Annotated in this window: 16 protein-coding genes; 7 read left to right on the plus strand and 9 right to left on the minus strand. The window is 74.8% G+C overall.

The genetic code is table 11. The features are described from left to right. Positions 1-13: 13 nt before the first annotated feature. Together RM844_RS09895 and RM844_RS09900 are read left to right on the plus strand one after the other, a co-directional pair. Positions 14-364 carry an ArsR/SmtB family transcription factor gene (locus RM844_RS09895; protein WP_311666641.1) on the plus strand — a complete coding sequence of 117 codons (351 nt, stop codon included), beginning with the start codon at positions 14-16 and terminating at the stop codon, positions 362-364. Then, entirely contained in the window at positions 361-798 is a 438-nt protein-coding gene (locus tag RM844_RS09900; protein WP_311666642.1) for an SRPBCC domain-containing protein, read from the plus strand. The genes RM844_RS09895 and RM844_RS09900 overlap by 4 nt, the downstream gene beginning before the upstream one ends. A gap of 26 nt (positions 799-824) precedes the next feature. On the opposite strand, the gene RM844_RS09905 is transcribed toward RM844_RS09900, so the two are convergent. Further along, the gene (locus tag RM844_RS09905; protein WP_311666643.1) at positions 825-1,610 is read right to left on the minus strand and encodes a ThuA domain-containing protein; all 786 of its coding nucleotides are present in this window, start codon (positions 1,608-1,610) and stop codon (positions 825-827) included. A gap of 240 nt (positions 1,611-1,850) precedes the next feature. Between RM844_RS09905 and cutA the strand changes: the two genes are divergently transcribed. Continuing rightward, complete coding sequence (gene cutA, locus RM844_RS09910; RefSeq protein WP_311666644.1) at positions 1,851-2,177, plus strand: divalent-cation tolerance protein CutA; 327 nt, start codon at positions 1,851-1,853, stop codon at positions 2,175-2,177. A 77-nt stretch (positions 2,178-2,254) separates the two neighbouring features. Then, positions 2,255-3,397 carry a DUF6892 domain-containing protein gene (locus RM844_RS09915; protein WP_311666645.1) on the plus strand — a complete coding sequence of 381 codons (1,143 nt, stop codon included), beginning with the start codon at positions 2,255-2,257 and terminating at the stop codon, positions 3,395-3,397. Positions 3,398-3,910: 513 nt separating this feature from the next. Here RM844_RS09915 and RM844_RS09920 read toward each other — a convergent pair. The 5 genes from RM844_RS09920 to RM844_RS09940 form a co-directional block, all read right to left on the minus strand. Further along, complete coding sequence (locus tag RM844_RS09920) at positions 3,911-4,447, minus strand: GNAT family N-acetyltransferase (RefSeq protein ID WP_311666646.1); 537 nt, start codon at positions 4,445-4,447, stop codon at positions 3,911-3,913. Beyond that, positions 4,444-5,031 (minus strand): helix-turn-helix domain-containing protein, encoded by a 588-nt coding sequence (locus tag RM844_RS09925; protein WP_311666647.1) that lies wholly within the window; start codon positions 5,029-5,031, stop codon positions 4,444-4,446. The genes RM844_RS09920 and RM844_RS09925 overlap by 4 nt, the downstream gene beginning before the upstream one ends. Before the next feature lie 165 nt (positions 5,032-5,196). Then, positions 5,197-6,138 (minus strand): TIGR03564 family F420-dependent LLM class oxidoreductase, encoded by a 942-nt coding sequence (locus RM844_RS09930; protein WP_311666648.1) that lies wholly within the window; start codon positions 6,136-6,138, stop codon positions 5,197-5,199. 29 nt (positions 6,139-6,167) lie between these two features. After that, complete coding sequence (locus RM844_RS09935; RefSeq protein WP_311666649.1) at positions 6,168-6,581, minus strand: VOC family protein; 414 nt, start codon at positions 6,579-6,581, stop codon at positions 6,168-6,170. Between the two features lie 137 nt (positions 6,582-6,718). Further along, on the minus strand, positions 6,719-7,270 hold the full coding sequence (locus RM844_RS09940) for a class IV adenylate cyclase (RefSeq protein ID WP_311666650.1): 552 nt from the start codon (positions 7,268-7,270) through the stop codon (positions 6,719-6,721). Between the two features lie 150 nt (positions 7,271-7,420). On the opposite strand from RM844_RS09940, the gene RM844_RS09945 reads away from it, so the two are divergent. Continuing rightward, entirely contained in the window at positions 7,421-8,518 is a 1,098-nt protein-coding gene (locus RM844_RS09945; RefSeq protein WP_311666651.1) for a PLP-dependent cysteine synthase family protein, read from the plus strand. Between the two features lie 212 nt (positions 8,519-8,730). Here the strand turns inward: RM844_RS09945 and RM844_RS09950 are convergent, their stop codons facing one another. The 3 genes from RM844_RS09950 to RM844_RS09960 form a co-directional block, all read right to left on the minus strand. Continuing rightward, positions 8,731-9,315: a DUF1648 domain-containing protein gene (locus RM844_RS09950; RefSeq protein WP_311666652.1), complete on the minus strand. Its 585-nt coding sequence runs from the start codon at positions 9,313-9,315 to the stop codon at positions 8,731-8,733. 191 nt (positions 9,316-9,506) lie between these two features. Continuing rightward, positions 9,507-11,477, minus strand: a complete 1,971-nt coding sequence (gene htpG / locus RM844_RS09955; protein WP_311666653.1) for a molecular chaperone HtpG — start codon at positions 11,475-11,477, stop codon at positions 9,507-9,509. Between the two features lie 198 nt (positions 11,478-11,675). Further along, positions 11,676-12,035, minus strand: coding sequence for a MerR family transcriptional regulator (locus RM844_RS09960; RefSeq protein WP_311666654.1), 360 nt, complete (start codon positions 12,033-12,035; stop codon positions 11,676-11,678). Positions 12,036-12,132: 97 nt separating this feature from the next. Here RM844_RS09960 and RM844_RS09965 point away from each other — a divergent pair, with 97 nt between their 5' ends. Both RM844_RS09965 and RM844_RS09970 read left to right on the plus strand, forming a co-directional pair. Continuing rightward, on the plus strand, positions 12,133-13,065 hold the full coding sequence (locus tag RM844_RS09965) for a polysaccharide deacetylase family protein (RefSeq protein ID WP_311666655.1): 933 nt from the start codon (positions 12,133-12,135) through the stop codon (positions 13,063-13,065). 333 nt (positions 13,066-13,398) lie between these two features. Next, positions 13,399-14,034 (plus strand): OsmC family protein, encoded by a 636-nt coding sequence (locus RM844_RS09970; protein ID WP_311666656.1) that lies wholly within the window; start codon positions 13,399-13,401, stop codon positions 14,032-14,034. Positions 14,035-14,050: the final 16 nt, after the last annotated feature.

The raw sequence follows: 14,050 nt of genomic DNA on the forward strand, positions 1-14,050 counted from the left end.
GCATACTGGGCGGGTGTCCCCACCGTTCGAAGTGCTGGCCGACCCGACCCGTCGGCGGATCGTCGCCCTGCTGCGCGAGGGGCCGCGCCCGGTCGGCGAGATAGCCGCCGAGCTGACGCTGAGCCAGCCGCGGACCTCCAAGCACCTGCGGGTGCTGCGGGACGCCGGCCTGGTCACCGTCCGGGTGCGGGCCCAGGCCCGGTACTACGCGCTGCGCCCCGAGCCGCTCGCCGAGCTGGACGCCTGGCTGGAGCCGTACCGGCGGCTCTGGGCCGACCGTCTCGACCTGCTGGCCAACCAGCTGGACAACGCGCCGGCCCCGCCGAGGAGCGGTCCGGCCCCGTCAACCGAGGAGCAGCCATGAGCACCACCACCACCACGTTCGCCGGGCGGCCCGCCCTGCGCTTCGAACGCCACCTGGCCCACCCGGTGCCGACCGTGTGGCGGGCGGTCACCGAGCCTGACCGGCTCAGCGGCTGGTACCCGCTGCGGGTCACCGCGTTCGAGCCGCGGGTCGGCGGCCGGATCGTCTTCGACGACGGCGAGGGCACGGTGCTGCGGGGCACCGTCACGGACTGGGACCCGCCCCGGCTCTTCGCCTTCGACGAGCACGCCGACCCGGCCGGCCGGCCGGCGCCGGAGCGCGACGACCACCTGCGGATCGAGCTGACCGACGAGCCGGGCGGCTGCCTGCTGGTCCTCGTCCACGTGCCGGCCGACCCCGCGACCGCCGAGGGCGCCAGCCGCGGCTGGCAGGCCTGCCTGGCCCAGCTGGTCACCGAGTTGGCCGCCGGCTGACGCGGGGCCGGGTTGGGCCGGGCGCGTCAGCCCTGCTCGAACCAGCCGGGCTCCGGGCGCTGGTGCAGCTGGGGCGCCCGCCTGGGCCGGTCGGGCCGCGCCGCCCAGCGGGTGGCGTTGGCCAACACCCGGCGGATGTCCGGGTGATGGTAGACCGGGTACTCCTGGTCGCCCGGGCTGAAGTAGAAGATCCGGCCGTGCCCCCGGGTGAAGGCGCATCCGGAGCGGAAGACCTCGCCGCCGCTGAACGAGCTGACGAAGACCAGCTCGTCCGGCGCCGGGATATCGAAGTGCTCGCCGTACATCTCCTGTTGCGGGATGACGATCGGGCTGGGCACGCCCTCGGCGATCGGGTGCGTCGGGGCGACCGTCCAGACCAGCTCCCGGTCCTGGCCGTTCCGCCAGTCCAGCGAACAGGTGGTGCCCAGCAGGCTGGTGAAGATCTTCGAGTAGTGCCCGGAGTGCAGCACCAACAGCCCCATGCCGCCCTGGACATGGCGCTGCACCCGGCGGACCACCGCGTCCTCGACCCGGTCGTGGGCGATGTGCCCCCACCAGGTCAGCACGTCGGTCTCGGCCAACACCTCCTCGGTCAGGCCGTGTTCCGGCTCGGCCAGGGTGGCGGTGCGGATCTCGGCGGTCGGCAGGTGCGCGGCGATCCCGGCGGCCACCGCGCCGTGGATGCCCTCGGGGTACCGCTCGGCCACCGCCGGCTCGGTGGTCTCGTGGACGTTCTCGTTCCACACCGTGACCCGCAGCGGGCGGTCGGCGTCGGTGGTGGTGGGCGCGGCGTCGCTGGTCGGTCCGGTCAACGGGCTCTCCTCCTGGCGTGACTCCTCGGGCGCGGGGCCGGACACGGCACGCGCCAGGTCCCCAGCGGGGAACGCCCCGCCGGCGGCCCGCGTTCCCCCGCCCACGGTGTTTCCGCACGCCACCCGCCACGCCACCCGCCCATGCCACGCGGGCCGGCCCGATCCGGCCCGCCCCGCCGGCGCGTTGCCCTACGCTCGGCCGGGCAGCCCGCCGTTCGACCACCACCGGGAGCCCGCGCCATGGCCGACCACCTCGCCGTCACCACCACCATCGACAGCCAGTCAGCCGCCGAGGAACTGGCCCGGGCCGCGGTGACCGCGCGGGTCGCGGCCTGCGCCCAGGTGGAAGGGCCGATCAGCAGCGTCTACCGCTGGCAGGGCGAGGTCACCACGGACACCGAGTGGCGGGTGCTCTTCAAGACCACGGCCGCCCGCTACCCCGAACTGGCGGCGCTGGTCCGGGCGCGACACGTCTACGAGGTGCCGCAGCTGGTGGCCACCGAGATCGTCGAGGGCGGCGCCGACTACCTGGCCTGGGTGACGGCGGAGACCACCCCCGGCGGCTGACCCGCGCCGGCCCGTGGCACGGTGGCCTGGCGCGCGTGGCCCGCGCGCCCGCACAACCGGAAAGGGACCGCACCACCATGCCACCCAGCGCACCCGACGACGCCACCGCGCCCCACCACGACGTCGCCGACTTCAACGCCAGGCTGCTGATCCTCGAAGAGCTCTGCTTCCGCCTGAAGTTGCTGCCGCCGTACCCCGGCCCCTCGCCGCGCGACGACGAGGACGCCGACTGGGACCCGGACGCCACCGACGAGGCCGCCTACGCCTACTACCGTGACCTGCCGATACCCACGGCGGCCGCGGCCCGGGTCGAGTCGCTGGTGCTGGACGGCGGCAACCGGACCATGCTCGACGTGGCACCGTTCTGGGACGGCGAGGACGACCGGTTCGACATCAGGGACTGGAGCGACATCGCCCGGCTGCCCAACCTCCGTCAGCTCGCCACCGCCGGCCCGTTGCCCCGGGAGCACCGCCGGCTGCTGCGCGCGCACGGCGTCATCGTCCGGGACGCCGCCCACCGGGCGCTGGTGTCCAGCACCCGCACCCACACCGTCGCCGGCCAGCCCGTGCGGGCCACCGTCGAACTCGCCCACGACGGCGTGATCGAGGGGCTGTTGGCCGGGTTCGCCGAGCGGACCGTCGAGGAGTGGGCCGACGGCTGGGAACTGCGCCGCGGCTCCGCCCGGTTCCGGCTGGGCAGGACGGAGCACTGGGGCACCCCGTGCTGGGAGTTGCGCACCCCGGACTACGGCCTCCTGCCGCTGTCGGCCGACGGCGCCGAGCCGCGCTGGTCCACCTCGACCAGCGGCTCGTTGCGCCTGCTCGGCGCCCAGGAGCGCTGCCTGGCCGCCGCGCTGGGCCCGGACGAGGCGCCGGGCCCGGCGCCGGACCTGCGGGAGACCCTGCTGGTCGAGCCGGGCGCCGACCGGGCCGCCGACGTGGTGCTGGAACGGCACGCCCCCGGCGACGGCGACTCCGGCTGGCGGCTGCGCCGGCGCGGCTCCACCGACCGGCCGGACGACGGCTGGTCGCGCCACCCGCTGGTCCGCCTCTGGGAGACCCGCCCCGGCGCGCTGCCCGTGCTGGCGCTGCCGGTCGGCTACACGGTCACCCTGGACGTGGACGACGTGGTGGCCATCACCGCCCCGGACGGCTCCCCCCGGGCCACCGCGGTGCTGCCCCTGCCGGACGGCGGCCTCTCCCAGCTGGAGAACGCCTGACGCCCATCGACGGTGGTGGTCGTAGGCGCTCCGCGCCTACGACCACCGGCCCAAGGCCGCTACGGCCGGCCACCGCCCGGCCGGCGGCCACCGGCGGGCCGGACCAGGCACCCACGGCAGGCGCCGAGGGCACGAAACCCGCACCGCCGGCCGGCGGCAACGCGCCGCCCACGCCGGACACTCGCCGCCGGCCGGACCACACCCCACCCGCGGCACCCGGCAGCGAACGCCAGACGGTCAGCCCCGGGAGCTCCGGCCGGCGACCAGGCGCCGCCCACCCGGGCGGACCAGGCACCCACGGCAGGCACCGCCCCGACCACCGGCAGGCCCCGGAGCCGGGTGCCGGCCGGACCACAGGCCACCAGCGGCACCCGGCGACGGAGCGCCCGCCGGCCGCCGGTCACCCCCCGCCCACCCCCAACGGCGGCGCCCGACCCGCACCGGCCGCCGGCGACTCGCCGTCAGCGCACGACACGTGCCGGCCCGAACGCGGCACCGTTCGCGGGCCGGGCGTCAACTCCCCGTCGGGGGCAGGTGCTTGTAGAAGAAGGCGCAGTCGCGCAGCACGCCGCCCGACTCGGCGGCGAAGTCGGGGACGGTGCCGTAGTGGGTCCAGCCGGCGGAGCGGTAGAGCCGCTCCGCCGGGGTGTCGGCCTCGGTGTCCAGCAGCAGCAGCCGCCGGCCCTCCGCCGCCGCGGCCCGCTCGGCCGTGGCCAGCAGGGCGCGGCCGAGGCCGCGCCCCCGCACGCCGGGGCGCACCACCAGCTTGACCACCTCGGCCCGGTGCCGCCCGGTGGGCATCGGCACCCGGGCCAGGCTGACGGTGCCCAGCACGACGCCGTCCTCCCTGGCCACCCAGACGGTCAGCGTGCCCTCGGCGACGGCGGCCCGCCGGCCGCGCCACCACTCCTCGGCGGCGGCCGGTGACAACGGCCGCAGGAAGCCGAGCGAGACGCTGCCGGCGACCGACTCCACCAGCAGCTGGGCCAGTTGCGGGACCGACTCGTCGAACTCGGCGGGGGTCAGCGGGCTGATCGGGGCGGCGCTCACGGCAGCACCACCGCGAGCGCGTAGCGGACCGGGTCCGGGCCGGGGCAGCGGAAGCGGGAGGCGCCCCAGAGCCGGAACCGCAGGCAGGCGCCGGCCTCGACGCGCTGCTCCTGGCCGCCGTTCACGGCGATCTCCAGCGTGCCGGCCAGCACCCAGATGTGCTGCTCGACGCCCGGCACCGGCGGCCCGTCGTAGGCGATGTCGGCGCCCGGCGCCAGCTCGACCTCCAGCAGCTCGGCGCGCAGCCCCGGGTGAGGCGGGGAGACCGAGCGGCGGACGAGGCCGGCGGGCTCGTCCCGCCAGACCGGCTGCCGGTCGGGGCCGACCAGCTCGGCCGGCTCGGTCTCGACCTCGGCCAGCAGCCGCGACATGGTGCGCTCGTAGGCGGCGCAGAGCCGGTTGAGCAGGGTGGCGGTGGGGCTGATCTCGGCCCGCTCCAGCCGGGAGAGGGTGGACCGGCTGACGCCGGTGCGGCGCGCCAGCTCGTCCAGCGACCACCCGCGTTCCACCCGCAGCTCGGCCAGCCGGCCGGCCAGCCGGGCGTCCAGCCGGGCGTCCAGCTCGCCCACACTCTCGTTTCCCATATTCGAGAGCATATCCCAGATCAGGGAAATCCCTCGTCAGAGCCTCCCGGCCGCCGGCGGGGAGTGGTCGCCAGGATCAACGGTCCACCACCCACCCCGCGTCGGTCGGTCATGGGCCGGAGCCTTCCACACCCCGCCCGCGCCCCTCGGGGGCCGGGCGGAACGTCACCCCAGGCCGGTGCCGCTGAGCCGGCCGGCCAGCCGCCAGGTGCGGCGCCTGGCCTCCTCGCCGCCCATCCCGGTCTGGGTCAGGACCACCTCGGTCGCGCCCGCGTCCCGGTAGCTCCGGATGCCGGCCGCAACCGTCTCCTCGTCGCCGAGGATGGCCAGCTCGCCGGCCCGCGTCGCCCCGCTCAGCTCGATCGCCCGGCGGTAGGAGGGGATCGACTCGTAGAAGGCCAGCTCCTCGGTGGCGACCTCCCGCACCCGGGCCACGTCCTCGGTGACCACCGCCGGCACCAGCGCGACCACCCGGGGCGCCGGCCGCCCCGCGGCCTCGGCCGCCGCCGTGATCGCCGGCACGATCCACTCCCCCAGCGCCCGCGGCCCGGCGAGGAACGGCAGCGTCCCGTCGGCGAGTTCACCGGTCACCGCGAGCGCCCGCGGCCCCATCGCGGCCACCAGCAGCGGCGGCACCGCCTCGGCGCCCGGCAGCGCCACCGGCAGCCGGGGCGCCGCGCTCAGCAACTCGCCCCGGAAGTCCACCGCGCCGTCCACCAACAGCGGACGGAGCGCGGTGAGGAACTCCCGCAGCCGGTCGACCGGCCGCTCGAAGCGCACCCCGAAGGCGCTCTCCATCAGCGCCTTCCCGCCCAGCGCCAGCCCCAGTTGGAACCGCCCCCGGGTGGCGGCCTGGGCGGTCAGCGCCTGCCCGGCCACCAGCACCGGGTGCCGGGCGAAGACCGGGATGGCCGAGGTGCCCAGGGCCAGCCGGGGCACCGCGTGTCCGACGATCCCGGCCAGCGCGGCGGCGTCGTAGTCGAACCGCTGCCCGAACCAGCCGGCGGCGACCCCGGCCGCCTCGGCCTCCCGGGCCCGCGCCACCACCGCGTCCACATAGTTCCCCTGCCCCGGGTGGGGGCCGGACAGCACCACTCCGATATCCATGCCACCGCCAACCGGGGCTCTCCCGGGCGCTATTCCCCCGATCCCCCGGTTCCCCCGTTCGGGTCAACCTGGTCCAACTCGCCGCGTTCCACGCAGAACTCGTTGCCCGAGGGGTCCTGGAGCACCACCCAGCCGCGCCCGTCGGGACGGGTGTGGTCCGCGAGCTGGCGGGCGCCGAGGGACAGCGCCCTGGCCACCTCGGCGGACCGGGTGCGGCCGGTCGGTCGCAGGTCGAAGTGGAGCCGGTTCTTGGCCGCCTTCCCCTCCCCGACCCGGACGAAGAGCAGCCCGGGCCCGCCGGCCGGGTCCTCGACCAGCACCTCGTCGTCGCCCGGCGCGTCGATCCCCGAGATCGACCAGCCCAACAACTCGGCCCAGAATCCGGCGAGTTCGTAGGGCTCATCGGAGCAGTCGAAGGTGATGTGACGGATGCTGGGGTACATGCGGGCGCCCTCCGGTCGGCCTGGCCGCCGCCCGACGTCCGGACGGCCCCGCCAGAATCCCCGCCCGCGCCCCCCCGGGTCGAACGAATACCCGCCGGCGTACGGACCAGCCGGCGTACGGACCAGCCGGGCGCCGGCTACCCGTCGGCCCCGGGGAACCGCAGTTCGTCGATCGCGGTCAGGTCCAGGCCGTAACGGGCGTACACGGCCACGGTGTTCTCGGTGACCAGCGCGTCCGGCGGGAAGCCGAGCACCGCCGCCGTCGCCCGCACCCGCTCCTCGTCCGCCCCCTCGATCTCCAGGTACGGCGGGATCAGCGGCCAGTGGTCCAGCTCCAGCCGGACCCCGTCCAGCAGCCAGGAGGCCCGCCGGTTCTCCTGGTAGCCCCGGCTGCGCAGGCCCGCCAGGCCGAGCAGGGCGTGGGTCTGCTCGAAGTCGCCCACCGTGGTCTCGGTCTCCAGGGTGCCGCCGATGTCCGGGGAGAGGATCTCCTTCACGCACAGCGTCACGGACGTCCCGTCGTCCCGCAGCCGCACCCAGCGGTCGGGGTGGGCCGGGATGGTGTCGTAGACGTGCCGGCGCTGGAGCCGTTCGCCCCGGAACACTCCGCCGAACCGCTCGACGCGTTCCGCGACCGCGGCCGGCGCCACGTCCAGGACCTTCGCCTCGTACTCGATCTCACGTGCCACCCGAGGACCCTAGTCAGCCGAACGGGCCTGGCACCAGCGGCCGTTGCCCCGGCGCCTGGCGCGGGTGCGGCGGCGGCCTGGAGAGTCCGGCCGCCGGCCGCGGTCGGTAGGCTCGGCCGACATCGCCGGTCGGTGGGAGGTGACGGTGTGATGGAGCGGGACCGGGCCTGGGCCGAGGCGGCCGAACGGCGGCTGCGGGCCGCCGTCGGCGGGCCGACTCCCCTGTGCCGCCTGCCGTTTCCGGCGTTCGACGGGCTGGCCGTCTACGCCAAGGACGAGTCCGCCCTGCCCTCGGGGAGCACCAAGGAGCGACTGGTCGCGGCGCTGCTCGGGCACGCGCTGCGGCGCGGCGCGCTGGCCGCCGGCACGCCGGTGGTGGCGGCCACCGGCGGCCCGGTCGCGGTGGCCGGGGCGCGGTTGGCCGGGGTGCTGGGGCTGCCGTTCACCGCCCTGGTTCCGGCCCGCACGCCCGGCCCGGCGCTGGCCCGGATCGAGGCGGCGGGCGGCCGGTGGGTGCGCGGCACCCGGCCGCCGGCCGCGGTGCAGGCGGAGGCGGCCGAACTGGCGCGGCGGACCGGCGGGTTCTTCCTCGACCACTTCACCGACGCCGAGGCGGCGGTGACCGCCTGGGGTGCGCCGACCATCGCCGACGAGCTCCTCGGCCAGCTCGCCGCCGAGCCGCCGCCGGGTTCCCGGCCGCGGTGGATCGTCGTCGGCCTCGGCACCGGCACCACCGCGGCCACCGTGGGCCGGCACCTTCGGCGGCACGGCCTGGCCCCGGGCACCCGGCTGGCCGGTGTGGACCCGGAGCACTCGGCCTACTTCCCCGCCTGGGCCTCCGGGGCCGGCGACTACGGGACCGGGATGCCTTCCCGGATTCCCGGCATCGGCCGCCCGCGCACCGAACCCGGCTTCAGGCCGGAGCTGTTGGACCTGGTCATCCCCGTGCCTGACGCCGCGTCGGTGGCGGGGATGCGCTGGCTGCACGCCCGGGCCGGCCGGTTCGCCGGGCCGGCCGGTGGCACCGTGCTGTGGGGTGCCTGCCATCTGCTGGCCAGGCTGCGGCAGGCGGGGGCCGACGGCAGTGTGGTCGTCGTGCTCGGGGACGGGGCCGACGGCTACCGGAGGACCCATCTGGACCCGGCGTGGCTGCGGGCGCGGGGGCTGGACCCGGCGCCGTACGAGGCGGTACTGGACGCCTTCAGCACCGATCCGGCCGCGCCCTGGCCCACCGCCCCGGCCCACTGACCAGCGGCCGAACCATCCCGACCAACGGTCCGACCCGAACGGCCCCGCCCACAACGGACCGGCCAACGGCGGAGCAACCCACGACGGACCGGCCAACGACGGACCAGCCAACGGCGGAGGGGCCAACGGCGGTCGCGCGGCGACGCGTTCGGGCCGCGCGGACCCCGCGGGCCCGGCCGCCCGGTTCCAACGGCCGGCGCCCGGCGCCCCGTTCAGGCCGCGGGCGCCCGGGCGCGGGCGGCGCGCTTGTGCTGGGCGTCCCGCCAGGCGGCGACCAGCACCGGCGCCAGCGAGACCAGCAGCGCCGCCACCAGCGCGACGGTGAGCCCCCACGGCACGTGGGCGGTCTCCTCGGCGCGCCACTGCACCCAGGCCATCGGCAGGAAGGCCAGGCCCAGCAGGGCGTTGGTGAGCAGCAGCGCCCGGGCCGTCCGGCGGACCGAGGCCGCGTCGGCCGGGCGGTTGCTGGTGCTGGCCCGGGCCGCGGCGGCCCAGCGGTCGGCGGGCGGCGGCAGCTCGTCCAGCGGGGTGGTCCTGGCCACCGCCAGCGCGCAGCCGATCATCAGCACGGTGAGCCCCGCGTAGACGAAGACCGGCAGGAAGGCGGCCCCGACGCTCCGGTCGGTCCAGGCGTCCACCCCGCCGGGGCCGATGTGCCGCGGGACGCGGTCGGGCAGGTCGGGGTAGCGCAGCACCCCCCAGAGGGTCAGGGCCGCCAGCAGCAGCACGCTCGGCGCCGCCCACCACAGCAGCGGGCCCAGGGCGCGCCTGGCCCCCGGTCGGTCGTCCGTTCCCATGCCGCGCGGCTACCCCCCTGGTCGCGTTCCATTCCTTTGCGTCCGCATCGCACGCGACCCCGGGCCAGCGCGCCGGGACAGTGTCACGAGGTCATCGCGGCGACCGAGCGGGCGCGGGCCGCGTTCGCAGTCGAACACGGCCGGCTCGGCCGGTGCCCGCCGGCGGTGGGCTGGCGGGCACCGGCGCGGGGTCAGAGCGTCCGCTCCAGCCGCTCGGCCAGCAGCTTGGCGAACCGCGCCGGGTCGCCCAGCTGGCTTCCCTCCGCCAACAGGGCCATGCCGTAGAGGAGTTCGGCGGTCTCGCCGAGGGCGGGGGCGGTCGCGTCGCTGGCGTGCGCCGCCCGCAGCCCGGTCACCAGGCCGTGGTCCGGGTTCAGCTCCAGGATGCGCTTGCTCTCCGGCACCTCCTGCCCCATGGCCCGGTAGAGGTTCTGCAACGCCGGGGTCACGTCGCCGGCGTCGGTGACCACGCAGGCCGGGGAGACGGTCAGCCGGCTGGAGAGCCTGACCTCCTTGACCTCGTCCTTCAGCCGCTCGGTCAGCCAGCCCAGCAGCTCGGCGAACTCGGCCTGCTGGCGCTCCCGTTCGGCCTTGGTCTCCTCGCCGGTCTCCTCCTCCGACTCCAGCTCGGCCTCGCCCTGGGCGATGGACCGCAGCTGCTTGCCGTCGAACTCCGGCACCGAGCCGACCCACACCTCGTCGACCGGGTCGGTGAGGATGAGCACCTCAAGGCCCCTGGCCTGGAACGCCTCCAGGTGCGGGGAGTTCTCCACGGCGGTGCGGGACTCGCCGGTCATGTAGTAGATGTGCTGCTGCCCGTCCTTCATCCGCTCCACGTACTCCTGGAGGGTGGTCAGCTTCTCCTTGTCCCGGGTGGTGGCGAAGGAGCAGACCTTCAGGATGGCGTCGCGGTTGTCGTAGTCGTTGAGCAGGCCCTCCTTGACGACGCGGCCGAACTCCCGCCAGAAGGTGGCGTAGTTCTCCTCGCGCTTGGTCATCATCTCCTTGATGGTGGAGAGCACCTTCTTCACCAGCCGGCGGCGCATCAGCTGGATCTGCCGGTCCTGCTGGAGGATCTCCCGGGAGACGTTCAGCGACAGGTCCTGCGCGTCCACCACGCCCTTGACGAAGCGCAGGTAGTCGGGGACGAGCGCCTCGCAGTCCTCCATGATGAAGACGCGCTTCACATAGAGCTGCACGCCGCGCTTGTTGGCCTGGGAGAACAGGTCGTGGGGCGCGTGCGACGGGATGAACAGCAGCGACTGGTACTCGAAGGTGCCCTCGGCGCGCAGCTGGATGGTCTCCAGCGGGTCCGTCCAGTCGTGGCTGATGTGCTTGTACAGCTCGTGGTACTCCTCGTCGCTGACCTCGTCCCGCGACCTGGCCCAGAGGGCCTTCATGGAGTTGAGCGTCTCCGGCTCCGGCGGGGCCTGCTCGGCGGCCGCGGCGTCGTCCGCGCCCTCCGCGCCCTCCGCGTCCTCGGCCTCCTGGGCCGGGGCGGGCGCGGGCCGCTCGACGGCCATCCGGATCGGCCAGGTGATGAAGTCGGAGTACCGCTTGACGATCTCCCGGATCTTCCACGGGGAGACGTAGTCGAAGAGCTGGTCCTCGGTGTCCTCCGGCTTCAGCCGGAGGGTGACGGCGGTGCCCTGCGGCGGGTCGGCCACCGTCTCGACGGTGTAGCCGCCCTCGCCGGTCGAGGTCCAGCGGGTGCCCTCGGTCTCGCCGGCGGCGCGGGTCACCAGGGTGACCTCGTCGGCGACCATGAAGCTGGCGTAGAAGCCGACGCCGAACTGCCCGATGAGCCCCTCGGCCGAGGAGGCGTCCTTGGCCTCCTGGAGCTTGGCCAGCAGCTCCGCCGTCCCCGACTTCGCGATGGTGCCGATGAGCCGGACCACCTCGTCCCGCGACATCCCGATGCCGTTGTCCCGCACGGTGAGGGTGCGGGCCTCCTGGTCGGTCTCGATCTCGATGTGGAGGTCGTCGACATCGGCGTTGAGCGAGTCGTCCCGCAGGGCCTCGATGCGCAGCTTGTCCAACGCGTCGGAGGCGTTGGAGATCAACTCGCGCAGAAACACATCCTTGTTCGAGTAGATCGAGTGGATCATCATCTGGAGAAGCTGGCGCGCCTCTACCTGGAACTCGAACGTCTCGGTCGGCATGGTCGTGGAATCCTTCACGTCGGTCGCTCGGTACGGAAACCTGGCGCACCGCCCCCCTTGGTGCCACCGTCCGGGGACCTGGCCCGGGAGACGTGTGCTCTCCCGATGGTAGGCGAGCACGGGGGCTCCGCCAGGGCGTCCCCGGTGGCCGGCGAGGGGGGCCGGCGGGGTGGAACGGCTGGTCGGGGCGGGGGCCGGTCAGCGGTCCCGGACGGCGGCCAGGTAGTCGCCGATCGCGTCGTGGTTGCGGGTCAGCAGCGCGATCCGGCGGGCCATGGCGTCCCGTTCGCGCTCCAGCAGGGCGAGCATCTCCGGGGTGGCCTCGGAGAAGTGGATGTCCCGGGGGCGGTTCAGGCAGGGCAGGATCTGCCGGATGATCCGGGTGGGCAGCCCCGCGTCGAGCAGTCCGCGGATCTGCTGGACCCGGTCGACGAACTCCTCGGAGTAGGCCCGGTAGCCGTTGGCGCACCGGGCCGGGGTGATCAGCCCCTGTTCCTCGTAGTAGCGCAGCAGTCGGCGGGAGATCCCGGTGCGCTCCGCCAGCTCCCCGATACGCATGTGATCCACCTCACGACGACATGGCTTTACCTTCACACGAGTGTGAGGGTTCCAGGATGGCCGGGCGACAGCCACCCCCGAGGAACGGACCGCCCCGATGCCCATCCGCCCCACCGCCGACACCGTCGAGACCCCCGCCCACCAGCGGCTCTACGACTACAGCCCGATCGTCGAACGCCCGCCACTGCGGTGGCCCGGCGGCGCCCGGGTGGCCTGCTACCTGGCGCTGAACATCGAGCACTACCGGGTGGACCGCCCGGCCACCAGCATCTTCCCCGACACGGCGCGGCTGGTGCCCGACCCGCTCAACTACGGCTGGCGCGACTACGGCCCCCGGGTCGGCTTCTGGCGGGTGCTGGAGAGCCTCGACCGGCACGGCGTCCGGGCCAGCGTGATGCTCAACTCCGAGGCGGGCGAGCGCTATCCGGCGATCGTTCGGGCCGGGGTCGAGCGGGACTGGGCCTGGGTCGCGCACGGCCGGAACAACTCCACCTTCCAGGCCGACCTGGCGATCGACGAGGAGCGACGCTACCTCACCGAGGTGGTGGCCGACATCGAGCGGACCACCGGCCGCCGGCCGCGCGGCTGGCTCGGCCCGGCCCTGACCGAGAGCTTCCACACCCCCGCGCTCCTCGCCGAACTGGGCCTGTCCTACGTGCTCGACTGGACCAACGACGACCAGCCGTACCCGCTGCGGGTGCCGGGGATGCTCGGGGTGCCCTACTCGGTCGAGCTGAACGACATCACGCTCTTCGTCGGCGGGCACGCCAGCGGCCCCGACTTCGTCCGGGTCGTCAAGGACCAACTGGCCCGGCTGCACGCCGAGTCCGCCACCAGCGGCCGGGTGCTGCCGCTGGCGCTGCACCCGTTCGTCATCGGGCAGGCGTTCCGCGCCCGCTACCTCGACGAGGTGCTGGCGCACCTGGCCGGGCACCCGGACGTCTGGCTGACCACCAGCGACGAGATCGCCGCCCACTACGCGGCCCAGGCCGACCCGGCCCCGGCCCCGACCCCGGTGGAAAGGGCGTGAGAAAGGCCACCTCGACAGCGTTCCGGAACACCCGGCGGAAACGCGCGGCCATCCACCGCAACGGCGGGAAACAAAACGGCAATCCGGCGATCTCATCGTCGCCGAAAACCGAAGGGAACGGGTTGACGAGGGGAAATGGCGCTGTCTAACGTCGATTCCCGGAGAACGGGCGAAACCCGCCCGGAATTTCGTCCGTCCACGCAGGTCACCCCGTATCGGTGGCACGCCGGCCAACCCCGCCGGAATTCCCCGGAACCGCCCGCAGAAGCCGTTCCCCGCCGCCGGCGCACCCGCGCCCCACCGGCACGCCCGAGCACTGGAGACGCATTCCGCATGAGCACGGCCCAACGCACCCAGAAGAATTCCCGGCAGCCCGCGACCGAGGTCCCGCCGGGCGAGGAGCTGTTGGCCACGGCCGACGACCCCCAGCCCGGCCTGCGCCCCTACCTGGAGGTGAAACGGGCCGCCCTGCTGGCCCGGGAGGAACGGGCCAAGACCAGTCCCGGCATCCTGCCGCACAAGCTGCGCGCCCAGACCACCGCCGAGTCCCGCAGCGGGGTGCGGCGCGTCCGGATCCGGCACCACCAGATCATCAGCGACTCGCCGCTGGACTTCGCCGGCTACGACCTCGGGCCCTCCTCGCCGGAGATCCAGCTGGGCGTGCTCTCCAGCTGCCTCACCCATGTCTTCCTGATCCAGGCGGCCCGGCTGCGGGTGCCGCTGGACGCGCTGGAGGTCGAGGTCGAGGGGGTGCACGACCCACGGGCCGGGAAGTCGGGCTTCGAGCAGGTCCCGGTCTACCCGCACCAGATCGGCTACACGGTGCGGGTGACCTCGCCGGCGACCGAAGAGCGGATCAGGGAGCTGCACGAGGCCGTGGAGCGCGAGTGCCCGATCTACAACCTGCTGATCAACCCGCAACAGATCAGCGGGCGCGTGGTGTTGACCGGCAGCCCGCGCGAGGTCTGAGCGGGGGCCGCCGGTC

This window comes from Streptomyces chisholmiae (genome assembly GCF_031845445.1).
Lineage (GTDB): Bacteria > Actinomycetota > Actinomycetes > Streptomycetales > Streptomycetaceae > Streptomyces > Streptomyces chisholmiae.

Bases quoted from the DNA above. Each gene is read 5' to 3' on its own strand.
- RM844_RS09930 (WP_311666648.1), bottom strand. From the start codon at position 6,138: ATGGATATCGGAGTGGTGCTGTCCGGCCCCCACCCGGGGCAGGGGAAC.
- RM844_RS09935 (WP_311666649.1), bottom strand. From the start codon at position 6,581: ATGTACCCCAGCATCCGTCACATCACCTTCGACTGCTCCGATGAGCCC.
- cutA (WP_311666644.1), top strand. From the start codon at position 1,851: ATGGCCGACCACCTCGCCGTCACCACCACCATCGACAGCCAGTCAGCC.
- RM844_RS09925 (WP_311666647.1), bottom strand. From the start codon at position 5,031: ATGGGAAACGAGAGTGTGGGCGAGCTGGACGCCCGGCTGGACGCCCGG.
- RM844_RS09970 (WP_311666656.1), top strand. From the start codon at position 13,399: ATGAGCACGGCCCAACGCACCCAGAAGAATTCCCGGCAGCCCGCGACC.
- htpG (WP_311666653.1), bottom strand. From the start codon at position 11,477: ATGCCGACCGAGACGTTCGAGTTCCAGGTAGAGGCGCGCCAGCTTCTC.
- RM844_RS09900 (WP_311666642.1), top strand. From the start codon at position 361: ATGAGCACCACCACCACCACGTTCGCCGGGCGGCCCGCCCTGCGCTTC.
- RM844_RS09950 (WP_311666652.1), bottom strand. From the start codon at position 9,315: ATGGGAACGGACGACCGACCGGGGGCCAGGCGCGCCCTGGGCCCGCTG.
- RM844_RS09960 (WP_311666654.1), bottom strand. From the start codon at position 12,035: ATGCGTATCGGGGAGCTGGCGGAGCGCACCGGGATCTCCCGCCGACTG.
- RM844_RS09965 (WP_311666655.1), top strand. From the start codon at position 12,133: ATGCCCATCCGCCCCACCGCCGACACCGTCGAGACCCCCGCCCACCAG.
- RM844_RS09945 (WP_311666651.1), top strand. From the start codon at position 7,421: ATGGAGCGGGACCGGGCCTGGGCCGAGGCGGCCGAACGGCGGCTGCGG.
- RM844_RS09915 (WP_311666645.1), top strand. From the start codon at position 2,255: ATGCCACCCAGCGCACCCGACGACGCCACCGCGCCCCACCACGACGTC.